This is a genomic window from Alteromonas sp. 009811495, assembly GCF_028865455.1.
In the GTDB taxonomy this organism is placed as follows: domain Bacteria; phylum Pseudomonadota; class Gammaproteobacteria; order Enterobacterales; family Alteromonadaceae; genus Alteromonas.
This window is the reverse complement of the sequence record NZ_CP113972.1, coordinates 3,700,928-3,724,736: the sequence shown is the minus strand read 5'-3', so window position 1 is coordinate 3,724,736 and position 23,809 is coordinate 3,700,928. Positions and strand designations below refer to the sequence as shown.

Below are 23,809 nucleotides of genomic sequence, written 5' to 3'. Positions count from 1 at the left end.
TGTAAGGTGCAAAGTGTGTCTTACGAATTATTCTTGTTGTGTCGATTGCTTTTAATGCATGAAGTTCTGCCATATTCGCGATAGCATAAAAGAAAACGTTTCTACTTTTAGGGTTTTGTTTAATGAATGAGTGGTGGCACGCGTTTATGACGTGGTTAATTGAATACCAGTCAAACGTAGTGTGGAGCGGTGTGGTTTTACTAGTTTATTTGGCAATGTCGCGAAAGCTTTTGCCAAAACTTGAAACCAATATCGAAAAATCTAAGTTAAAGTCGAGCAGTGCGATTAAAGGACTATTTGCTGCAAGAGTGTTGGTCGCTACGCTGTCTCTAGCATTGCTATTATTGGCTTGGGGTATCGATTTCTCCGGTCTACTAGTGTTGTCGACCTCAATCCTGACCGTAACGGGTGTAGCCTTATTTGCTAGTTGGTCTCTTATCAGCAACATCACTGCTTACTTTATTCTTTTGACCAACGTTGCGTACCGAAGAGGCAACTATGTGCGTATTTTGGACGGTGACAATTATATTGAAGGTGTCATCGCTGATTTAGGTCCATTTAGTACTCGTCTTGTAACCGCAGACCGAGAAACTTTGATGTATCCCAACAACCTTATTCTAACTAGACCTGTTTTGCTTAACCCTAAAGCGAAGTGGGGAACGATGGGCAAGGTTGTGGCTAAATCTGCAATTGAACCGCCAGCCCAAAAGGTTGAAGAAAATAGAGTACCTGAAGAATTTTTAGGTAAATAATATACTCATGCTGTTATGGGCGATGCATATCGCCCTTAACTCACATTTTTCGCTTCTCGAATATAACGCGTCATACTTTGCAATAATGCTCTAAGCTTTGCCGGCTTCAAAGGTTTAGACAAAAAGTTTACGCCTTGCGCTTTGCATTGTGTAACTAAGCTTTCATCTGGCGTTGCTGTGATAAGCGCAGCAGGTACCACAACATTCAGTCGCGTTCTAATTTCTTCAATCAGCGCTAGCCCATTCTTTTTATCATCGTGACTCAGCTGATAATCCATAAGCAATATCTGCGGCTGAATGGTCTCGCACAGGGTTAATGCATCTTCCCAGTTATTGGCAAGCGCCACATTTATTCCCCACTTGGTGAGTAGGGTTTGCATGGCGTCGAGATTCTCTCTTTGGTCGTCTACACATAAGACATCCATACCACTGAACGTAGTGTGCCGTGCTTTTGTCGACTCGCCCGTAGACACCTTTGGCATCGCTTTTTCAAGAGAAAAGGCAAAACAGCTGCCCTTACCAACTTTGGAATTAACTTGAATATCACTGTTTAGCTGCAGGCTAAGTCGTCTAACTACACCTAGCCCAAGTCCAAGGCCGTGCTCTTTACTGTCGTTAACGCGAAAGAAGTCGCCAAAAATACTGCTTTTTTTCTCGCCTGATATACCGATGCCGGTATCCATTACTTTAAAGTGAACCCTATTCCCTAAAGGCTTCACGATGAAGAGTACTTTGCCTGTGTCGGTATACTTTACGGCATTTGAAAGTAAGTTTTGTACAATGCGATATAGATAGGTTTTGTCTGCGGTAACCCAGCAAGGTCTCATTTTGGCGGTGAAGCGCAAACCTTTTTCTTTGGCACGCATGGCCATCTCATCCACAAGAGGTGATAACAATGCACATACATCAATTGCTTCAAGCTCCGGTTTCATCTCCCCTTGATCTAAGCGCGCGATATCAAGCAAGGTGCCTATTAGGTTTTCACTTGAGGTGACACTGTGATTGAGCTTTTGAATAATCTCGTGAGCTGAGTCTGATAAGTCTTGTTCTTCAAGTGCACTGGCGTACAGTTTGGCCGCATTGAGGGGTTGCAACACGTCGTGGCTTGCCAGTGCTAAAAAGCGCGTTTTGCTAGCGTTGGCATCTTCAGCCGCCTTTCTTGCACGAATAAGTTCTTTTTCCGCTTCTGAACGGCGCTCTATTTCAAGGCGCAACTCGGCATTAATAGAATGCACTTCTTCGGTACGCTTCTTAATTCGCGCTTCTAGATCGATGTTGGACTCTTCAAGTGCCTGCTGAATCTCGACGTGACCGGTAATGTCATTAAAACTCGTTACAAAGCCACCGCCAGGCAGTGGGTTGCCAACCATCTCGATTACGCGTCCGTCTTTGCGTTGTCGCGTAAAGCGGTGGGGCATGCCTGAGCGCAAATGCCCTAATCGTTTTTCGACCTCAGCTTCCACATTGTCGGTGCCAAATTCGCCCTGAGAGGCGTTGTATCGAATTAACCGCTCAATGGGGGTACCTACTGCAAGTAAATTATCTGGGTATGGATATAAGTCTGCATAGCGTTTGTTCCACGCCACTAGATTCAAGTGTTTATCGACAACACTGATGCCTTGGTCCATATTTTCGAGCGATGTTAATAGCGCAGTCATATTGAACTGCATTGCTTGGGTGGTATCGTCGAAAAAGTTAATGATTTCAGTGAAGTCCATCTTCTTTCCACGAAGTGCACTGTCGAGTAATACTTTTGCACTCGACGCACCAATCACGCCTCCTAGAGCACGCTCACAAAATGAAAGAAAAGACTCGTCGGGCGTAGCTTCATGCTTAAGCTCGCAATGATTTAGCTGCTGATATTGCTCAAGCAATTGTTCACAGCGACCCGTTCCCATGAATGTTGATAGTAAGGTTATAAGGTCAGAAACCGTGACATTAGTCGCTTGGGTTTTAACGGTATTGTTTGCAGATATTGCAGGGGAAACGAAGGCCTCGGCCTGTATTCGGTCGATAAGACGTTGAGGGGCGAACCAAGAAAAAATGGTATATACCAGTGTATTTGCCGCCAAACTTATCATCGCTCCTTGGCTAATAAGCTCATTTTGTTCCAATTGTGATACTTGCTCACTCACAATGGGAAGGACTAGCCATAGCACCCATATAACAAGGCCTATCATTAGACCTGCATAGACACCGTGCGCATGTGCTCGTTTCCAGTATAGACCACCAACAATGGCAGGGAGTAATTGAATAACTAAAGAGAATGCGATAAGGCCAATTGAGTGTAACGAACGGCTGCCAGTCATTTGCTGGTGGTAGAAAAATGCCATCAATAGAATAAAGGCAATAACAATTCGGCGAATAAGTCGTATACGGCTAGATAGATCCTGCTTGTTATCTGCTTGTCCACTAAAGGCAAGAATGCGCGGCAAAATAACATCATTGGTTAGCATTGTACTCAACGTCAACGTGGCAACGATGATCATTGCCGTTGCCGCTGATAAACCGCCTACAAAAACGATAACTTGTAAAAGTGCAGACTCTGAAAAGACCGCAAGGGATAATACATACGAGTCAGGCTCGATACCGGTATCTACAAAAATGGCCTTGCCGGCAATGGCAATAACAGGGATAACGGCTGATATAACGGCAAGATATAAAGGGAACAACCATCGTGCAGTGCGTATATGACCTAAGCTTAGGTTATCGATAATGGCTACATGGAATTGTCTGGGAAGACAAATAATGGCCGCAGCAGCCATCACAGTTTGCGCTATAAATGAAAAAGAGCCGAACTGAGAAAGGGCTGCTTCGTTGACGAAGCTCTCAAAGAAAGGCCCAGTTTCTGTGCGTTTCCACGCACTGTAACCCACAAAGGCAACGAGCACTAATGCCAATAATTTGATGGTTGATTCAAATGCTATAGCAAGCATTAAGCCTCGGCGGTACTCAGTTACATCGGCTTGTCGGGTTCCAAAGTAAATAGCGAATACCGCAATAAATATAGTGGCAGCCAGAACAATGACATCGCTATTAGATTGCTGCGTCAGTAACTGAAACGTAGCACCTACCGCTTTCAGCTGCAGTGCAATATAAGGGATGGTAGCAAGTAGGGCGATAAGCGTTACTACCAATGCCACCGTTTGGCGTTTTCCGTATCGAGACGCAATAAAGTCGGAAATAGTGGTAATGTGCTGCTTCTTACTTACCAAAGTCATCTTGTAAATGAACTTATAGCCCAATGCGTAAACCAAAATTGGACCTAGCATTATGGGCAGGTAAATCCATGTATCGCGACTGGCTTGGCCTACCATGCCGAAAAAAGTCCAAGCGGTGCAATAAATGGCTAACGCGAGTGAGTAAATGGCTGGGTGTGAAGTTATAGCGCGCGCTTTAGTAGAGTTTTTCTCTCCCCAACTTGCTAATGAAAACAGCAAAAATAGGTAAAGCACTGCCAGTGTAACCCAACCAAAAACCATAACTTTCCTTTTAACCTTGTGTTAACAATCTAATCGACATTATAAACGTTTCGACCATAGTCTTACCTACGACCATGGTCTCATTTTGAATTCTCATAGCCAGGTCTAGAGTAATACGCGAGCTCCTAAATGCTTGACTTTGCTGCATTGGGTGGTTTTTACAACCCACCATGTTATGCGGCAATAACGTTAACAAAGCCGGGCGTTAGGAAAATGTAAAAACATAACAACTAGTTAACCTGACATGAGGGTGAAACAATGGCATTTAGAAACGAAGAAGACAAAAAAGCTTATTGGAGGGAGAACCTATCACTCCTTGCCAAGCTTTTGGTCGTATGGTTCATCGTATCATTTGGCGCCGGCATACTGTTTGTCGATGCATTAAACGAAATTCAATTCTTTGGCTTTAAACTGGGCTTCTGGTTTGCTCAGCAAGGCTCTATTTATGTGTTCGTTGCTTTGATTTTTGTCTATATGGCAAAAATGAACGCGATGGATAAACGCTACGGTGTAGACGAGGAGTAAGCCATGGACGTTCAAACACTCACATTTATCATTGTTGGTGCATCATTCGCACTATACATTGCAATTGCAATTTGGGCACGTGCTGGCTCAACAAACGACTTCTACGTAGCGGGTGGTGGCGTGCCTCCTGTGATGAACGGTATGGCTACCGCAGCCGACTGGATGTCAGCAGCGTCGTTTATCTCTATGGCAGGTCTTATCTCGTTTATGGGGTATGACGGTGCGGTTTACCTTATGGGCTGGACAGGTGGTTATGTATTGCTTGCGCTATGCCTTGCACCTTATCTACGTAAGTTCGGTAAATTCACGGTACCAGACTTTATTGGAGATCGTTACTATTCACAAACCGCGCGAACCGTTGCCGTATTCTGCGCCATCTTTGTTTGCTTTACCTATGTTGCAGGTCAAATGCGTGGCGTAGGTGTAGTATTCAGTCGCTTCTTAGAAGTAGACATTGTGGCAGGTGTGGTAATCGGTATGGTTATCGTGTTCTTCTACACCGTACTAGGCGGTATGAAAGGCATTACCTATACACAGGTAGCGCAATACTGCGTACTGATTTTTGCTTATATCGTTCCAGCCGTATTTATTTCAATTATGGTAACAGGTCACATTCTTCCGCAAACAGGTTTTGGTGCCACACTTGCTGATGGTTCCGGAATGTACATGCTGCAGAAACTCGATATGCTGTCCGTAGAATTGGGCTTTAACGAATACACCTCGGGCACAAAATCCACTATCGACGTATTCTTTATTACTTTCGCGCTAATGGTGGGTACAGCCGGTCTTCCTCACGTAATCGTTCGTTTCTTCACTGTTCCAAAGGTTCACGACGCACGTAAGTCAGCAGGTTATGCGTTGGCGTTTATCGCACTACTTTATACAACAGCGCCATCTCTTGCTGCATTTGCTCGCGTGAACATGATTGAGACAATCAATGGTTCTGAAATGACGGGTACGAGCTATGCTGAGGCACCATCGTGGATCAAGAACTGGGAGCAAACTGGCCTAATCGGTTTTGAAGATAAAAACGGCGATGGCAAGATGTTCTACTCAGGCGATGAGCGCAACGAGATGAAAGTTGACCGCGATATCATGGTATTAGCCAACCCTGAAATTGCGAATCTGCCAGCATGGGTTATAGCACTCGTCGCGGCTGGTGGTGTAGCAGCAGCGCTGTCAACATCTGCAGGCTTATTATTGGTTATCTCCACGTCAGTGTCGCATGACCTATTGAAACGAAACTTTATGCCGAATATCACCGACAAAGCGGAGCTTATGTATGCGCGATTGGCAGCGGGTGTGGCCATTGTAATTGCAGGTTACTTCGGCATTAATCCCCCGGGCTTTGTGGCGCAGGTGGTCGCTTTCGCCTTCGGCTTAGCGGCATCAAGTTTCTTCCCAGCTATTATCATGGGTATCTTTAGCAAACGTATGAATGACAAGGGCGCTATTTCGGGCATGATTTCTGGTCTTGCTTTCACAGCAACCTACATCATTTACTTCAAGTTTGTTAACCCAGCGGCCAATACACCTGAAAACTGGTGGTTCGGTGTGTCGCCAGAAGGTATCGGAACACTTGGTATGATGGTGAACTTTGTTGTGGCATTCCTTGTGTTCAAGGTAACTGACGAAGCGCCTGAAGAGATTCAAGAACTCGTAGAGAGCATTCGTTATCCGAAAGGAGCAGGCGAAGCGTCAGTTCACTAGGAAGTAAATCTCTGAAAAAGCAATATTGCCAACCTACTGACGCGAGTGAGTAGGTTGGTTTTTTGTTTCACACAAGGTTGTGACATGTTGAGGACAACATATGGCAGCAATTGCAAAGCAGGTTGAAGATTTCCTTTCTACTTCAGCGCCATTTGATGTGCTGGAGGATGAGCAAAGAGCGCATTTGATCAAAGGTGCTGAGATAATTTACCTTACTGCTGATAATGCAACTGATCTTAGCCAAGATGCAGCAAAGCTTTATTTAATACAAAGTGGACAATTCTCTGTAGAGGATGGTCAAGGTGCAATACGCCATTTAAGTGAAGGCGATTATTTTGGTTATCCGGCCATTATGGACAATCGCAAAACGGCATTATCGGTAACGGTAGATAGTCCTGGCTTAGTGTTTTGTTTTGAGGCCGAACGGGTTACGTCATTATTAAAAATCTCTGCAATAGGGAACTTCTTTGTTGGGCTTCGCAATAATGCACTGCAAAATAATGCTATTGCCGATAGCAATTCCATGTGGCTTTACAAGGGGTTGACCGATGTAATTAGTAAAGCACCCGTCTCGGTTAACACAAGCACACCAATCTGCAATGCAGCGCAATTGATGACCGAGCAAAAAGTATCGTCGCTTTTGGTAACCGACGGCACCAAGCTTGTCGGTATTGTGACTGATAGAGATTTGCGCTCAAGGGTTGTGGCGACATCATTAGACACCCATTTACCCGTCAGCGAGATTATGACGGTTAACCCAACGCAAATTAACGGCAATAGAACCTTATTTGACGCCATGGCGTTAATGACTGAAAAAAACATCCATCATCTTCCCGTCATTGACCATTTGTCATCTCAACCGTTAGGTATGATAACGGCGAGCGATATTATTAGGCATCAACGGGGTAACGTTTTATTCATTATTGGTGAGCTCTCAAAAGCGGAAAACTTATATGAGTTAACGCGCCTTTCTTGGCAGCTACCTCATTATTTCTCTGCTCATGCAAAGCGAGCGGGTGATTTTGATATCGCAGGAAAAATACTATCTCAAGCAACGGATATTATGACGCGCAAGCTCATTGGTTTTTTCCAGCAAGAGCATGGCAAAGCGCCAATGATGTTTGCGTGGTTGGTGTATGGCTCGCAGGCTCGTGAAGATCAAACTATGGGATCAGACCAAGATAATGGTCTGCTACTGGCGAGTGAGCCTAACCAACAGCAAGCGAAGTACTTTGCTGATATGGCAGAGTATGTATGTAACGGTTTAGCAAAATGCGGGATCAAACTGTGTGACGGTAATATTATGGCGAGCAATCCTGCGCTTAGGCTTTCACTGTCACAAGCCATAGACGAAGCAAAGCAGTGGGTTGCTGCGCCTACAAAAGATGCCATCATGCATTTCAATATCTATTTGGATGTACGCTGTGCAGCAGGAGATAGTAGCTTGTTCAAAGCAATGCAAAAACAGCGAGCACCCTTACTTAAACAAAATATGTTTTTGGCAGCCTTGGTGCGCCACAGCAATGATGTAGCAGTACCCCTATCTACATTTCAACGCTTTACTTACGAAAAAGGACGTAAACACAAAGACAGTATTGATCTTAAGACACGGGCCGTTGCACTTATCAATAATATTGCGCGCATTTATGCTCTAGCTGACGGGCAATTGATGCCAAATACTCTTGCAAGATTAGAAGCGCTATCTGAGTCATCTCAATTATCTAAAAGAGATGCAGCAAACCTCAAAGATATATGGTTATTCTTAAATAGGCTTAGGTGGCGACATCAGCTGGAAAATAAAGTTACTGATAACTGCGTCTCAGTAAGCACATTATCATCTATAGAAAAGCATCAACTAAAAGCAGCATTTAAAGCCATTGAGCGCACTAACCAAGCTATGGTAATGAAATTTTCTGGTGGTATGGGGTAAAAATGTGTGAGTTCGTAATGAAGGTCAAAATGTGATTTCACAACTAATTTCGTCTTGGTTTTCTAAATTGAGTCCAAACAATGCCATTGCAACTCAAACTAATACAACGTTAAGCGAATGTCGGTTCGTCGCCATTGATTTAGAATTGACGAGCTTAAACCCGACAACCACAGCGATTACTTCTGTAGGGTACGTAGAAGGGCAAAACGCAAGACTCAATCTATCAAGCTGTGGCTATTGCGTAGTGAATACATCTGAGGACTTAGGGCAAAGCCCCGTTATTCACGGTCTTACCCATGACCTAGTATCACAAGGCGTAACCCTTAAACACGCGATGAACGCGTTATTGCCTCTGTTAGAGGGCAGTATTCTTGTTTTTCACAACGCAGCACTAGATTTAAGTGCGTTGGATAGGGCATTTGAAGCACTAAACCTGCCCGATATTGAAGTTGTTTATGTCGATACGCTAAAACTCGCTATGTATCAGCTTAATAAACAACACCAAGTGTTGCCGAACAACAGTGCAACACTCGGTGTGTGTCGACAACGTTTAAACCTTCCTGCGTTCCCTGAGCATAATGCCCTTGACGACGCACTGGCCACATTAGAGCTCTTATTTGCACAGTTAAACCAGCTTGGGGTGACATCAGGCGATACGCTTAAATCACTATCGCATACTCAGGCTCTAGGGCGATATAAGCTAGGTAAATAACGCGTAGAAGGCCAGCGCAAAAACGCCTGCGGTACAAAGTACACCAAGCATATAGAAATAGCTCCTCGGGCTGGGATTCTTTTCGGTGGCAATGGCGTAATAAAGGGTCATATGAATGATGCGAGCAGCGGCATAGATCCATACCAACCAAGCCAAAACGGTAGTGGGAGCGCCAAGCAGAATACACAGTAAAGCGGGTATCACAAACTGATGAATATTCTCTAGCGAGTTATGAAATGTTCGGTGGCTTCTAAACACAAAGCTGTCGTGAGAGAGCGACTTGCTCACCTTACCTGGAACATAATGTGACTGCTTGCGGTGCGCTACTGCGGCAACGATATTTTGCAGAAATACGGTGGCTAGGATCACCAGCAAACCGGCAATACTATATGAGTAAACAATAAACATATGAATCTCCATTTCTTCAAAATCGTTACGCGGCAGGTGAAGAGATGGATCGAAAGCTAGTCGATGATTAACTTTCTGTAACTAGGCTGCGTTTGACGACCAGTTTACAAGCTATTGCGATTAAGCGACAAAGTGAGCTAAAAACGGGATGTAAAAAAAATGTAAATATAGGCGCTAGGACTATACTTAATGTATCGAGTAACAAGAGGTGCCTGTGATGAATACTCGAATAATTATAGTGGTCTTATGTACCCTTCTTGTAGCCTGTCAGTCGACAGAACGAAAAGTGACAAGTGCGTCGCCAACATTACTTGATGACAGTTTATTTCCGTCGTACGGACTATTCCCCGTTGAAACCCCAGAAGAAATTTTTTACCTCGATGAAGAGGCGCAGCAGTTTGCCGAACGTGCTGTATACGAAAGCAGTGCTTCGGAAAAAAATGTAAAACGCTTGGTAAAATCTATTTTTGGGCGTTCAGAACACGGCGTACTTTACCGAAATAGCGCCAATACTACGGCCAACACAACTTTTAGTAATCGGGCTGCCAATTGCCTCTCACTGTCAATTATGGCCTATGCATTGGCTGAGCATGCAGGATTAAAAGCAACATTTTACGAAGTTGATATTCCTGAGTATTGGACAAGAAGAGACGGCTTTAGCTTATTAAATGGTCATATTAACTTACGCGTCGCCGTTCCCAATGAGCCATTACTGGTGTCGATTGGTTCATCTTATGCAGATATAGATTTCGACCCACAAATGATTCAAAGTGACTTCCCGCGCAATGCTGTGCCAAAGGAGCGGGTGTTATCCATGTTCTACAATAATAAAGGCGCCGATGCGCTCGTAGCGAACAGCTACAGTCGAGCTTACAGCTACTTTCGTGCAGCGGCTACTCTATCGCCATCACTCCAACAAAGTTGGGTTAATTTAGGTGTACTGTACAGAATGGTGGGAGCGTATGAACAAGCGGAACTTGCTTATAAGCATGCGCTTACTATCAATGATAGCCATCTAACTGCATGGGAAAACTTGGCTATCTTGTACATTCACCAAGAGCGAGATGAAGAAGCTAAAGCAATAACTGAAATGGTAGAAGCAAGACGACGCAGTAACCCTTACTATCATTTTATATTGGGTGAGCAAGATTATGATGAAGGGAAGTATGCAAGGGCTATAGAGCATTACCAACGAGCACTGCGCATCGACGATAGCCGTCATGAAATATTGTTTAGTCTTGCCAGAACCTATCACCAGCTTGGTGATGTTAATAACGCCCAGCGTTATTTGGAGAAAGCGGTAAGGCATTCACCTAACGAACAGGATAGATCGCGTTATATGTCGAAAATAGCTGCGCTTGCAAGCCGATAACTAAACAAAAAAAAGCCGCAGACTAGCTGCGGCAAAGAATAACACTACAAAAGGAACTTAATTTATATAACGCCCAGCTCACGGAGGCGCTCTTGCAGGTATGACCCTGCAGTATGACGTTCTGAAAGAACAACATCTGGTCTAGGGTGCAAAAACAGTGGCAACGAGATACGCGACTTCGTCATATCAGCACCATCTGGGTTAACAACCCTATGGGTAGTTGATGGGAAGTAATGGCCCGATGCTTCTTGAAGCATGTCACCAATATTTACGATTAGGTTTCCAAAATCGCAAGGCACTTCTAACCAGCTACCGTCTTTAGCTTGAACTTGCAAACCAGGCTCATTTGCTGCCGGCAAGATAGTAATCAAGTTAATATCTTCGTGGGCCGCAGCGCGGATTGCATCTACTTCTTCATCACCCTTAAGCGGTGGGTAATGCAAAATACGTAGTAACGTTTGATCTGAATCTTTGATCATGTCGCCAAGTGGCTGACTGTACTTTGCGCTTACCTCAGCAGGTGAATGCTTTTCTATCCACCCAAGTAGCTCTTTTGCTAGCGTGTTGGCCTCAGAGTAATACTGAGAAATCTGCGGTAGCAATGACTCAGGGCACTGGCCCCAAGGGTAATAGTGGTAATATTCTTTAATATCTTTTTTCGTAAAGCCTTTGGCTACCTCAGAAACACTCTGAGGGAAAAATCCGTCTTGTTTACCTTTGTTGTACAGGTAGTCATTCTTCTCTTCACTATCGAAGAAGCCCTGCCAGTTATCGTAAATACCTTGAACCAATGACTGCTGGATAGGGTGGTTTTTCAAAACACCAAACCCTGTCTCGCGAAGTGACTTCACGAATTCTTCTTGAGCGTTTTCCGCTTGGTAATCAACAGCAACTAATTGCATAACTTTATCCCGTATATTTTGACTGCGGCATTATAAAGGTAGACGGGCTACAGAAAAAAGTCGTGAAATTGATACAAATCAACTCCACGAGGAATTTGCGCGTAATTTACATAAACCTGACCAATTAGTCTAGTAAAAACTTGACCAATTAGTCTGTTTTAACAAATTTTAACCGAGTGAGAGGTAAAAGCCCGCTAGTGCGGCACTCATCAAGTTGGATAACGTTGCAGCAATAACAGCCTTTAATCCCAGTCGCGCAATTTCTTTTCTGCGTGTTGGTGCCATAGCACCAATTCCACCCATCAAAATAGCGATAGAAGAGAAGTTTGCAAAACCACAAAGTGCAAAGGTGATAATGGCCTGAGACGCTTCAGATAGCTGTGATTGGTTTTCTAAGAAATTGAGGTATGCAACGAATTCGTTGACCACCATTTTCTGACCAATAAAGCTACCTGCAAGTTGTGCTTCCTCCCATGGTACGCCGATTGCCCATGCGAGAGGTTGAAGCACATAGCCCAGGATCCCTTCAAACGTTACATTTTCATAGCCAAATAGCGCAGCTGTCCAGCCAACAAGGCCGTTGAACATCGCGATAAGTGCTATGAAAGCGAGTAGCATGGCACCTACGTTTAACGCAAGTTGCATGCCTGACGCTGCGCCACTAGCAGCAGCATCAAATACATTGGCGTAGCCGGTATCTTCCGCATCTACGTCATTCAAATTTTCATTGGGTTTACTGGTTTCTGGCAAAATGATTTTTGCCATTAATAAACCACCCGGCGCAGCCATAAAACTGGCAGCGAGTAGGTATTTTAAATCAACGCCCATACCTGCATAGCCAGCCATTACAGAACCCGCAATAGAGGCGAGGCCACCCACCATAATGGCAAACAACTCAGAACTGGTCATATGGGGTATAAACGGACGCACAACTAATGGTGCTTCTGTTTGGCCAACAAAAATATTGGCAGCCGAAGACATTGACTCTGGGCGGCTTGTTCCCAGTGCTTTTTGCAAAAAGCCACCGATGACTTTGATGATAACGCCCATCACTTTAAGGTGATACAGCACGGCAATTAACGCAGAGAAAAAGACAATAACGGGCAACACATTGAACGCGAAAATAAACGCGATTGACTTATCGCCTATTGGGCCGAATAAGAAATTAATACCTTCTTGGCTGTACGCAATGATGTTGGCGACAAACTGAGTCGCCGCCAATAAGACTTCTTTGCCTGGTTCAGAATAAAGGACGAAAGCACCAACGGATGCTTGGATAGCAAATGCGCCACCCACCGTACGCCAATTAATACTGCGCTTCGCCGATGATAATGCGAAGGCAATAGCCAACAGGAGCGCGATGCCCAATAAACTAACCATATGTGAATTCCCTTAAAGAAGCGCTTGCTGAATGTGTGATTTGATCACATCTAATGCAATTTGATTTTTTCCACCTTGTGTTACCACAACATCGGCAGTAAAACGGCTAGGCTCAATAAATTGATGGTACATTGGCTTTACAGTTTCTTCGTACTGTTTTGCCACAGATTCTATGCTACGACCACGCTCTTTTAAGTCACGCATCATTCGACGCATTAAACAAATATCAAGCGGGGTGTCGATAAAGATTTTCACATCGTACAAAGGAAGTAAGTCTGTACGCGCTAACAGCATAATGCCTTCCAATATAATTACAGGCGCAGGATTAAGGCGCTCGGTTTCTGGAAGGCGAGTGTGCGTCTTGTAGCAATAGTGTGGATAGTCGATGGGTTGACCATCACGCAATGCTTGAAGATGTGCTTTTAATAGCTCATGTTCAAATGCATTAGGGTGGTCGTAGTTGTTCTTCTCACGTTGCTCCATGGGCAAGTGATCCTGTGCGCGATAGTAATGATCTTCACGCAGCACTTGAACAGGGCGACCTTGCGCACTGAAGCCGTTAAACAAATTTTTTGTAAAAAGAGACTTTCCAGAGCCTGAAGCTCCAGAAATGGCAATAATTAATGGCGATTGCATAGTACTATAAAGCTGGTTTTCTTGGTGCAAAGATACGCGTTTAGGCCTCGCGAATCAATGTTATATTCACAAGATCTTCGTTTTTGGATCGGTCTTTGCTTTAACTTTATTGTATTTTCAAGGCATTGCAGTGCGTTTAAAAAAACACAAAAAGTTTTCCAAATGGTCAGTTTTCGCTACTAATTACCTATTATTTCAATATCCTCTAACTTTATTTCCGACAGGGCATAGGAATGTTGCTTAGAGCGAGAGCCCTCGCCCTGAGCCCGAGGTGGATAGTATATTTCTTTTTCTTCAGTGAACCCGGCAAACACTTCATCAAGGGCTGCACGGATCTCGCTCAAGGTTTTGTCTAAGTTCGCGTTAAAGTCTGGCCTTTTACGTTTGGTATGGCCAAGTTCAATCAGTCTACCAAAGCTCTTGTTAGCAAGAATCATCAGTTCATGCGGCACATCTTTATGCGGAGGAAGCGGCTGATTGGGGTACTCAATACAAAACTTAACTAAAGCAGTATAGAAACATAATGGCTTATTCTGTAGTGCAACCACCTTGTCATCAACACCGTTGGCAAGTGTTTTATCTTTGAGGTTAATAATGAGCTTAGGTGTTGGCGGCAGCAATTCTTCTTCAACAGCAGACACTTTTTTACGCTTTTTCGTTGCAATAGCAAATACTGGAAGCAGTAAAAGTGAGCAAATCAATGCTATAAAACTAAATCCCACCCCACTCCATGGCGACTTACTGCGCATCTCAAGTACAATGTGCTGCTCTGCATTCATCAGTAAGGTAGATGTCACGTCAGGGTATTGTGTGAAATCTTGAGATTGGGTGCTGATTTCCTGAATATGACTCACTAAGACAGGATAGCCTTCTTTAGTGAGTTCGCTATTTAATCTATCTAAATAGCGATAGATAGCGTACTGATTGACTGGCGTATTAAGCGTTTCATTACCCACATCTAGAAATGCGCTGTCTAGGCTTATACGGCGTTCGACTTTATCTTGCGCTTCATGGATATCAGCCTTAAATGAAAAGTACTGGCCAATTAGCGCAATAGTCTGTAAGCACAGAAATAGCAGTGCCCAGTTTAACGCTATGCGTGCAGGTGATTTGAACTTAGGTTTGATCATTTGTTACACCCCGCTTCAAGTGTAATATTTTTGTAATATGGTCGCGGGTGAGCCATAGCTATTTCATGTACAACAGACTGCATAGCACAGAACAAATCGGTGTTTTGTGTCTGCATTTTTAGATACCACTGCATTCCACCTATGCTTTCTTGTAACGGTGTTGCGTAATTTCTTGAAAAGCGGTCACTGTCATCTTCAGCCCAATAAGACGAAATAATATCAACGTCACCTGCTAACAGTGCTCTTCGAAGCTCTTGGTGCGAACTGTAATATACAATTGATACGTTTGTGTCGCTTAACCCTAAATTTTGTAGAACAGTTTTGGGCACAATGTGGCCTGAGCGACTACTGGGGTAATCTAATAGACCAATCTTTTTACCAAGCAAGTATTCTTTATTTAACTGCGGGCGTTCGCGTAACGCAATGAAAAAGGCACTGTAATTAGGGTGCGATGCCACTCTAGACAACCCATATATTTGGTCAGCGCCAAAAGCGTCGACCACGTTCTTTTTCACTAATGCTAGGTCAACAACGCCGTGGTTGATGTAGCGAAAGGTGTCGTAGTCGCTTTGGCCGATGATAATTTTTACTTCGCCGAATTGCCTTTTTATTGTGCTGTCAGCGCACAATCTGTCTCTTGCCATTTCAGCAATGCGGCCATCGGTAACGTACACTGAAAAAATGTCGCTATTCGCACTTAATTCAGTTTTGCAGTATAAAAATTGACCGGTTTGCGGGGTAATGTCATTATAAATATTGTTTTTTTGTAAATAGCTAAAAGCACCGCACGCGATAGCGACGATGACAAATAATATCCACTTTCCGGAGGCAACAATTCTAAAATTCGCCAAAAAAACGACCAAATGAATTAACGATTTATGTAGGGATTTCATCAGTTAAGGTTATTTATTGCAATAGGTAAATTTATTTTAAAGCGTTAAGTTGTTGAAATAAGGTTTATTTTTATAGGTAAACCTGATTTTTATTAAACGCTGTTTATTAGTCGCACATCTGCCAAGAATAGAACCGTCCAATCGCTGCAGATAGACAACAATAATAACAAGTAAATTAACTTGACCATGTGGTCAAGTATTTTTTTGCAAAGTCACTAGCCTCGGGCGATTGGTGTTAAATAAAAATGTAAAACTGTAATAAATTTGACATGAACCTCGATAACAATTTCTCGCGGTACTAAAATAGTCAATGGTCTTGATAGGGACAACGCCCTGCGCAAGTCCATAAAAAAGAATTTTAAACAAAAAGGGAAACACACACATGAACTTCAAAGCAAAACTCAGCCGCGTTGCTATCGCTGTTGCTGTTTCTGCTGGCCTAGCTGGTACAGTTATGGCGCAGACAACAACGTCAGCAATTCGAGGCAACGTTGTTAGTGAAGCTGGTTCAAACCTTGCTGGTGCAACAGTTACCATCAAGCACGAACCTTCAGGTACAGTATCTACTGCAACTACAAACGAAAGTGGTACCTTCTCAGCACGTGGTCTTCGTGTTGGTGGTCCATACACAGTAACGATTACAGGCGACGGTTTTGTTCCTACAAAAGTAGAGAACGTTTATCTTTCTCTTGACCAGGCGCTTGCATTACCTATCACTGTTGAATCTGCTCAAAGCACCGAAGTTATCGTTGTAACGGGTAGCAGTGCTGGTACTGGCTATACTAACGAAGGCTTGAGCACTAGCTTAGGTTTAGAAGCACTTAACCAAGTTGCTTCAATTGACCGTGACATCACTGATGCTGCTCAACTAGACCCGTTTGCGTCTGTTAACGTGCAAAGCGGTGGTGCGAAAGAACTAACAATTGCTGGTGCAAACAACCGTTTCAACTCTTTAACTGTTGATGGTGTAGCACTAAATGACCGTTTCGGTCTTAACGCTAACGGTTACCCAACTCAGCGTTCACCAATTTCTTACGATGCAATTGAATCACTTTCAATCCAAACTGCTCCGTTTGACGTTGAGTACAACGGTTTTACTGGCGGTACAATCAATGCCGTAACTAAATCAGGTACTAACGAGTTCCACGGTTCAGTAGCTTACTACTACACTGACGACTCAATGATGGGCGACAAGAACGGTGATGAAGAGTTTAACTTCGACTTCGAAGAAAAAACGTTCGTTGCAACACTTGGTGGTCCAATCATCAAAGACAAGTTGTTTTTCTTTGTTGCATATGACAAGTTTGATTCTGTTGCTCCACTGAACAATGGCCCAGCGGGTTCAGGTGCGGTTAACGAATTCCCGAATATTACATTAGATGATGTTGCGCAAGTTCGCCAAGTCGTTTCTGATGTATGGGGCTTCGATATCGGTGACTTTCAGAAAGACGATGTTCAGGACGAAAAGATCCTTGCTAACATCGACTGGAACATCAATGCTGATCACCGTGCTAAGTTCACTTACATGAGTACCGAAGGTAACGCTATTAATGAGCAGAACGGTAATAACTTCCTAACTCAAGATGACAGAATTTCTCCTTCTTCTGCATGGTACGACCGCTCAGAAAAAGTTGAAAGCTTCATTGCTCACGTTTTCTCTGACTGGACGTCAAATTTCTCGACTCAGTTCAAGATTGCAAGTACGACTCAGGAAACTGGCCAGAACTCACTTAACGGTGCAGAATTCCCTAACTTCGCTGTTTTCCTACGTGAAGTAGATGGCGATGAGAACTACCTAACAATTGGTCCAGACCGTTTCCGTCACGGTAACTCACTAGACCAAGACTTCTTCCAAGTTAAATTAGTAGGTATTTACACTACTGGTGACCACATCCTTAAACTTGGTTACGAGCGTGAAGAAGTAGACGTAGACAACTTGTTTGCGCAGAACTCTGAAGGTTCATACTTGTTCGACAGCATTGAAGACTTAGCAAATGCACAAGCGTCTGCGCTTCTTTATAACAACGCTGTTACTAACAACGAAAACGACCTTCGTGCAATCTGGGGTTATAACTACAACTCACTATACTTCCAAGATTCATGGGAAGCGTCAGCTGAGCTAACTATCGACGCCGGTATTCGCTATGACTGGTATGAGTCAGAAGGCTCTATCCGTGAAAACCAAAACTTTGTTGACCGCTACGGTTTCACAAACACGACAGACATCGATGGTCTTGACGTAATTCTTCCTCGTGTGTCTTTCCAGTGGTATGCGTCTGACTACACAACTGTTCGTGGTGGTATTGGTCGTTTCTCTGGTGGTGCACCAAGTGTTTGGATTTCAAACAGCTACTCTAACGATGGCGTGATCTCTGATGATTACGAAGATTTTGGTTCTGGCCAAACTTACCAAGTACCAACTACGCCTGATGCGGCTACTGGTCAGTATATCCCTCAAAATGTACTTGATGCGCTAGCGAATACAGCACCTGACGGCACTGTAAATGCACTAGCACCAGATTTCGAAATTCCTACTACATGGAAAGTAAGCTTGGGTGTTGCACACGAGCCAGAAATCGAAGTACTTGAAGGCTGGTTGTTCTCTGCTGACGTTCTATATAACAAGCTTGAAAATGCAACTTACTGGTATGACCAGCGCTGTGAAAACCCTGTTGGAACAGCACCAGATGGTCGTGGCGTATACGACTGTAGCGAAGGTCCAGAAGCGATTGTTACAGGTTCTGTAGACGACGGCGACGCTATGCTATACGCATTGTCTGCGTCAAAAGCGTGGGAAACGTCTTACGGTTCGTTCGACTTCTTCACTAGCTATACATACGCTGATGTAGAAGATGTGGGCTACGGTACTTCATCTACTGCAACATCAAACTACTCTGACTTCGCAGCTTATGACCGCCAAGCGCCACGTGCTGGTACGTCTAACTTCCAGACTGAGCACCTATGGAAAATGCGCTTCAACTGGAGCAAAGAGCTAATCGACGGTTACGAGACTAAAGTGTCTGTATTTGCTGAACGTCGTTCAGGTCAGCCTTACAGCTACACATTCGACGAAAACAACGCGTGTGTGCTAGATGTTGGTGGCGGTCGTTGTGCGCGTGAAAGCCGTAACGATGATGCGGGTCACTTGCTATACGTTCCTAACGGTATCGACGATCCGTTGTTTGCATCTACGTCATTCGGTGGCGACCTAGCTGCTCAGCAAGAGTTCATTGATTACATCAACAGCTCTGAGCTTGCACAGTACAAAGGCGGCATCGCTGAGCGTAATGGCGACAACTCTCGTTGGTCTACTATCATCGATGTACGTATTCAGCAGCAACTACCTGCATTCTACCCAGAGCATAAGCTTACTGTGTTCTTCGATATCGAGAACTTCGGTAACTTACTAAATGACGACTGGGGTCGTATCGAGCGTACTCGTTACGAGTATGAGCGTGCAGTGGTTTCTGCAAACATCGTTGATGGTCAGTACGAGTACTTTGACCTGAACAGCGACAGCCGTATTAAGAACCTAGAAGTTCTTGACCAGTCTGTTTGGCAAGTTCAGTTCGGTATTAAATACGACTTCTAATCCAATGGTGTGAACCAATTGTAGTGTTAGGTGCCACTTTCCTTAATCGGGGGTGGCACTTTTTTATGCCCAAAATTCAATAGCTCCGCTTTCCCTTTCATTAAGATTTTCCCAAAAATTGATCTAACGCCTCTCTTTATGCGAACCAACTTGCACACGATTTTAAAAACCAAGCAAGGAGGAATAATGTCTAAGCATGTATTAATGGTAATGACATCACATGAGCTAATGGGCGATACGGGCAAGAAAACCGGTATGTGGCTAGAGGAGTTTGCCGCCCCTTACTATGCATTTAAAGATGCCGGCTACACTTTAACGTTAGCATCGCCTATGGGAGGCCAAGTACCAATTGACCCCAATAGTCTAGCGGATGATGCCATGACAGATGACGCTATCCGTTACACAAAAGATGAAGTAGCACGCAGTGCTGTAGCCTCAACAATTCCACTAGAAGATGTAAGAGCCGACGAGTTCGATGCGGTGTTTTATCCAGGTGGGCACGGCCCGCTTTGGGATTTATCGGACAATGCGCATTCAATCAAGCTAATTGAAGACACTATTGCAGCGAAAAAACCGGTTGGTGCAGTCTGCCACGCGCCTATTGTACTTAAAGATGTAAAAGACCCAGAGGGTAAGTACCTAGTTGATGGGAAAGCGGTAACCGGATTCTCAAACAGCGAAGAAGCTGCAATGGAGCTAACCGAAGTGGTGCCGTACTTAGTTGAAGATGAGTTGGTCAATAAAGGCGGTAAGTATGAAAGTGCTGATGATTTTGCTGTGAAAGTGTGTAGTGATGGACTGTTGGTGACCGGGCAAAATCCGCCATCATCTCGTCCGGCTGCTGACGCGCTCATTAATTTGTTGTCGTAGCGTTACGATTAGATGCAAAAAAGCCTCGAACCTTAGATAAGGCTTCGCGGCTTTTTGCTATTCGACAGGTACACCTATACGTTTTCGAACAAGTCTTCTACGCGTTGACGAAGCTCTTCAATGTTCGATACATCGGCCGGCGCAATAAAAATAGTATCGTCGCCAGCAATAGTCCCTAACACGCCGTCTTTTTTGCTTAGGGAGTCGAGAAGGCGTGCAATAAGCTGTGCTGCGCCTGGGCTTGTTCTAATGATAACCATCACGTTGTTATGAACAATATCCAGCACCAACTGTTTAAGCGGGCTTTTTGCTGTAGGCATACCAAGCTCTGGCGGTAAGCAATACACCATGTCGCCTCGGGCGTTACGCGTACGTACTGCACCAAACTTACTTAGCATGCGAGATATTTTGGACTGGCTAATATTGTCAAAACCTTGTGCTTTTAAAGCATCAACAATTTCGCCTTGTGAACCGTAACTTTCTGCTTTAAGTATTTCTTTGAAAGCTTTTATCAGTTGCTCTTGTTTTGCGTTAGCCATTAGCGCTCTTTCTATTCTATCGTTCGTTAAAAAGGTTTTTATTTATTGTTGCTATATTGTGCCCCACAGGTGGACTTTGCGCAATTTGTTTGCATAATCATTCATGATAATGAATATCGCATAAAAATCGCTAAAAATAACGTTAATAAGACGATCCGGTGATTGAGTTTTCCCCCGCGTTGCATTAGTGTGACGTTCCGTTTAAATACGTGAAGTAATCCCATAGGAGAAATGGTATGAAAGTAGCCGTGTTAGGTGCTGCCGGTGGTATTGGTCAGGCGCTGTCTTTGTTGTTGAAAACACAATTGCCAGCAGGTTCAGAATTAGCGCTTTACGACGTAGCGCCAGTTGTTCCTGGTGTTGCTGTTGATTTGAGCCACATCCCCACTGCAGTAAAAGTAACCGGTCACGGTAAAGATGACCTAGCTGAAGCACTAACTGGATCTGACGTTGTTCTTATTCCAGCGGGTATGCCTCGTAAGCCAGGTATGGATCGTTCTGATCTGTTCAACATCAACGCCGGCATTGTTAAAAACCTAATTGAAGGTGTAGCTGATAACTGCCCGAACGCGTGTGTTGGTATCATCACTAACCCTGTAAACACAACTGTTGCGATTGCAGCAGAAACGCTAAAAGCAAAAGGCGCTTACGACAAGAACAAGCTTTTCGGTGTAACTACGCTTGACGTTATCCGTGCTGAAACGTTTGTTGCTGAGCTTAAAGGTGTAGACGTATCTTCTGTACACGTACCGGTAATCGGTGGTCACTCTGGTACTACAATCCTTCCTCTTCTTTCACAAGTTGAAGGTGTTGAGTTCACAGACGAAGAAGTTGCTAGCCTAACAACGCGTATCCAGAACGCAGGTACTGAAGTTGTTGAAGCAAAAGCGGGCGGCGGCTCTGCAACCCTATCTATGGGTCAAGCAGCAGCACGTTTCTGTCTATCTCTTGTTGCAGCAATGCAAGGTGAGAACGTTGTTGAGTACACTTACGTACAAACTGACGACAGCGACGACGCAGCATTCTTCGCACACCCAGTTCGCCTAGGTGCGAACGGTGTTGAAGAAATCTTGCCATACGGCGAGCTTAGCGCATTCGAAGAAAAAGCGAAAAACGATATGCTTGAAGGCCTACGTGGCGACATCAAGCTAGGCGTTGACTTCGTAAACGGCTAATAGCGCTTAAAGCGGATGCACTAGCATCCGCTACAAAAGGCTGGATACGTAAGGCCTACACAGACACGCCGAGATTCCATCCATGGAGGCTTGGCTGCAGCATCCCTGCTGCAGACAGTCTGTTACGACCTTACGTATCCAGCCTTTTTGTTGCATCTCTGTAGGCTTAGTCACGGCTTCCTTGGCACAGGAGAGCCTACTTATCAAAGCCCCGCCAACTCCAAACACCTCTATAGCCTAATCACTCAAGTAGTAATAAAGCGCAGTCTGTTAAGACCTTACGTATCCAGCCTTTTTCGTTGCGTCTATGAAGGCCTCGTCACGGGATACTTAGATGAAAGGGCTTGTATTCTCTTTGCGTTATCCAATAACTGTGGGTGGTAAGTAAATAGTAAACTCATTGATGGGTTCTATCAGGACGCTATAGGGTGAGTGTTGTTCTGACTCTTTGACAATGTCGAGATCAGATAAAAGCTTAAAATTCGCAGATACAAGTTTAGCTGGCTTTACTGCTAATTCTTTATGCCAGACTCGGTAAGTCCCCAGTTTGTTATCCCTTCGATAATAAAAACCGGCAAGAGGGTGGGTTAAATAAACTAAAGCAGAAACCTGCTTCGCAATTGGCCGTTTAATTCAATGCACAACGACAAATTTTGTTACTAATCAGGTTCGTATTTTGTTGAGTTGCATGCGTTTTCGTTATTTACTAGCTTCATTCTGACTGTTTTTATTTGAATTCAACAAGGATGTGTTATGAGTCTTTTAAAACGCACTGCTTTACTTTCCATCGCACTTTTAGCCCTTTGCATAAACGTCAATACGGTTGCAGCTACAAGCAATACTGCGCCATTAGCAGATACTGCATTTGCTAAACTGCCAGAAGCATTAACCCTTAAAGGCGATGCACTTCCCTTTACTGATTACAAAGCATGGTTAGCGCATGCGCAAAGCAATAACCAAAAAGTCGCCTATGTGGATAGATGGCAAAAAGCGGTAAACCCTAAAAAATTCAATGCGCTTATGAAGACAACAAGTGCGCAATGGATTGAGTATGAATCGGATGGTTTAAAGATTTCAGGTGTTATGGTGTCACCAAAGCATGTTGGCGACAAAAAATTACCAGTGATCATTTATAATCGCGGTGGTAACCATAAGCATAATGTAACGCGCATAGCGGTGGTTGAGCGTTTAATGCCGCTCGCCGAACAGGGTTATATTGTTTTGGCGAGTAATTATCGAGGCGCTAAATTTAGTCAAGGCAAAGATGAATTTGGTGGCGCAGATGTAAACGACGTTTTGCGACTGATTGAAATAGCCAAGCAATTACCTAATGCCGACACCAATAAGATTGCCTTATATGGCGTAAGTCGTGGCGGCATGATGACTTGGCGGGCGCTTAGAAAGAACACAAGTGACATTGCTAGTGCAGTTATTGTAGCAGGCCCGTCTGATTTACATACAACTGTGGCGCGCCGCCCAGACATGAAGGCGCTGCTTAATAAACTTGTTCCGAATATGGAGCAAAACCAAACAAAAGCCCTTGATGAACGCTCTGCGGTAAAATGGATTGATGAGCTAAATCCGAATGTACCTATTTTGCTAGTGCACGGAAGTGCAGATGTGCGCGTCGACGTTTCACATTCGCTTAAGGCGGCACAGCATCTAAAAGACAATAACCACTCGCATAAGCTGGTTGTTTTTGATAACGGCGATCACAGCTTAACGTTCTATCGCGAAGAGGTGGAAAGCGAAATCAATAGTTGGTTAGCGTTGCACTTTCAGTAACGCAATAAAAAAGCCC

18 protein-coding genes and 1 pseudogene are annotated in these 23,809 nt (G+C 44.1%); 10 read left to right on the top strand and 9 right to left on the bottom strand.

What is annotated here, in order from left to right; translation table 11 throughout:
- Positions 1-122 precede the first annotated feature (122 nt).
- Complete coding sequence (locus tag OZ660_RS16750; RefSeq protein ID WP_226433902.1) at positions 123-752, top strand: mechanosensitive ion channel family protein; 630 nt, start codon at positions 123-125, stop codon at positions 750-752.
- A 35-nt stretch (positions 753-787) separates the two neighbouring features.
- Here the strand turns inward: OZ660_RS16750 and OZ660_RS16745 are convergent, their stop codons facing one another.
- On the bottom strand, positions 788-4,234 hold the full coding sequence (locus OZ660_RS16745) for a PAS domain-containing hybrid sensor histidine kinase/response regulator (RefSeq protein ID WP_274741710.1): 3,447 nt from the start codon (positions 4,232-4,234) through the stop codon (positions 788-790).
- Between the two features lie 258 nt (positions 4,235-4,492).
- Here OZ660_RS16745 and OZ660_RS16740 point away from each other — a divergent pair, with 258 nt between their 5' ends.
- The 4 genes from OZ660_RS16740 (at position 4,493) to OZ660_RS16725 (ending at position 9,111) form a co-directional block, all read left to right on the top strand.
- Entirely contained in the window at positions 4,493-4,759 is a 267-nt protein-coding gene (locus OZ660_RS16740) for a DUF4212 domain-containing protein (RefSeq protein ID WP_159627715.1), read from the top strand.
- 3 nt (positions 4,760-4,762) lie between these two features.
- Positions 4,763-6,469 (top strand): sodium:solute symporter family protein, encoded by a 1,707-nt coding sequence (locus tag OZ660_RS16735; protein WP_202262550.1) that lies wholly within the window; start codon positions 4,763-4,765, stop codon positions 6,467-6,469.
- Between the two features lie 100 nt (positions 6,470-6,569).
- On the top strand, positions 6,570-8,399 hold the full coding sequence (locus tag OZ660_RS16730) for a DUF294 nucleotidyltransferase-like domain-containing protein (RefSeq protein WP_274741709.1): 1,830 nt from the start codon (positions 6,570-6,572) through the stop codon (positions 8,397-8,399).
- 31 nt (positions 8,400-8,430) lie between these two features.
- Entirely contained in the window at positions 8,431-9,111 is a 681-nt protein-coding gene (locus tag OZ660_RS16725) for a 3'-5' exonuclease (protein WP_274741708.1), read from the top strand.
- On the opposite strand, the gene OZ660_RS16720 is transcribed toward OZ660_RS16725, so the two are convergent.
- On the bottom strand, positions 9,100-9,519 hold the full coding sequence (locus tag OZ660_RS16720) for an MAPEG family protein (RefSeq protein WP_274741707.1): 420 nt from the start codon (positions 9,517-9,519) through the stop codon (positions 9,100-9,102). The two genes, OZ660_RS16725 and OZ660_RS16720, sit on opposite strands and share 12 nt — an antisense overlap.
- 217 nt (positions 9,520-9,736) lie before the next feature.
- On the opposite strand from OZ660_RS16720, the gene OZ660_RS16715 reads away from it, so the two are divergent.
- Positions 9,737-10,891 carry a tetratricopeptide repeat protein gene (locus OZ660_RS16715; protein ID WP_274741706.1) on the top strand — a complete coding sequence of 385 codons (1,155 nt, stop codon included), beginning with the start codon at positions 9,737-9,739 and terminating at the stop codon, positions 10,889-10,891.
- 62 nt (positions 10,892-10,953) lie between these two features.
- On the opposite strand, the gene OZ660_RS16710 is transcribed toward OZ660_RS16715, so the two are convergent.
- The 5 genes from OZ660_RS16710 to OZ660_RS16690 all read right to left on the bottom strand — a co-directional run bounded on the left by OZ660_RS16710 (position 10,954) and on the right by OZ660_RS16690 (position 15,832).
- Positions 10,954-11,793, bottom strand: a complete 840-nt coding sequence (locus OZ660_RS16710) for an isopenicillin N synthase family oxygenase (protein WP_202262545.1) — start codon at positions 11,791-11,793, stop codon at positions 10,954-10,956.
- Positions 11,794-11,961: 168 nt separating this feature from the next.
- Positions 11,962-13,173, bottom strand: coding sequence for a NupC/NupG family nucleoside CNT transporter (locus tag OZ660_RS16705; RefSeq protein WP_159627729.1), 1,212 nt, complete (start codon positions 13,171-13,173; stop codon positions 11,962-11,964).
- 12 nt (positions 13,174-13,185) lie between these two features.
- Positions 13,186-13,809, bottom strand: coding sequence for a uridine kinase (udk, locus tag OZ660_RS16700; protein ID WP_014950808.1), 624 nt, complete (start codon positions 13,807-13,809; stop codon positions 13,186-13,188).
- Positions 13,810-13,988: 179 nt separating this feature from the next.
- Positions 13,989-14,939: a hypothetical protein gene (locus OZ660_RS16695; RefSeq protein WP_274741705.1), complete on the bottom strand. Its 951-nt coding sequence runs from the start codon at positions 14,937-14,939 to the stop codon at positions 13,989-13,991.
- Positions 14,936-15,832 (bottom strand): PhnD/SsuA/transferrin family substrate-binding protein, encoded by an 897-nt coding sequence (locus OZ660_RS16690; RefSeq protein WP_159627733.1) that lies wholly within the window; start codon positions 15,830-15,832, stop codon positions 14,936-14,938. Before OZ660_RS16690 ends, OZ660_RS16695 begins: the two co-directional genes overlap by 4 nt.
- Positions 15,833-16,214: 382 nt before the next feature.
- Between OZ660_RS16690 and OZ660_RS16685 the strand changes: the two genes are divergently transcribed.
- Entirely contained in the window at positions 16,215-19,424 is a 3,210-nt protein-coding gene (locus tag OZ660_RS16685; protein WP_202262543.1) for a TonB-dependent receptor, read from the top strand.
- A gap of 186 nt (positions 19,425-19,610) precedes the next feature.
- Positions 19,611-20,294 (top strand): type 1 glutamine amidotransferase domain-containing protein, encoded by a 684-nt coding sequence (locus OZ660_RS16680; RefSeq protein WP_274741704.1) that lies wholly within the window; start codon positions 19,611-19,613, stop codon positions 20,292-20,294.
- Between the two features lie 74 nt (positions 20,295-20,368).
- Here OZ660_RS16680 and argR read toward each other — a convergent pair whose 3' ends face one another.
- The gene (argR, locus tag OZ660_RS16675) at positions 20,369-20,833 is read right to left on the bottom strand and encodes a transcriptional regulator ArgR (protein ID WP_159627740.1); all 465 of its coding nucleotides are present in this window, start codon (positions 20,831-20,833) and stop codon (positions 20,369-20,371) included.
- Between the two features lie 236 nt (positions 20,834-21,069).
- Between argR and mdh the strand changes: the two genes are divergently transcribed.
- A complete protein-coding gene (gene mdh / locus OZ660_RS16670) occupies positions 21,070-22,008 on the top strand; it encodes a malate dehydrogenase (RefSeq protein WP_274741703.1) in 939 nt (312 codons plus the stop codon).
- A 360-nt stretch (positions 22,009-22,368) separates the two neighbouring features.
- Here the strand turns inward: mdh and OZ660_RS16665 are convergent.
- Positions 22,369-22,614 (bottom strand): annotated as a pseudogene (locus OZ660_RS16665) (DUF2071 domain-containing protein); the annotation flags it as partial.
- A 147-nt stretch (positions 22,615-22,761) separates the two neighbouring features.
- Here OZ660_RS16665 and OZ660_RS16660 point away from each other — a divergent pair.
- Positions 22,762-23,793: an alpha/beta hydrolase family protein gene (locus OZ660_RS16660; protein WP_274741702.1), complete on the top strand. Its 1,032-nt coding sequence runs from the start codon at positions 22,762-22,764 to the stop codon at positions 23,791-23,793.
- Positions 23,794-23,809 lie beyond the last annotated feature (16 nt).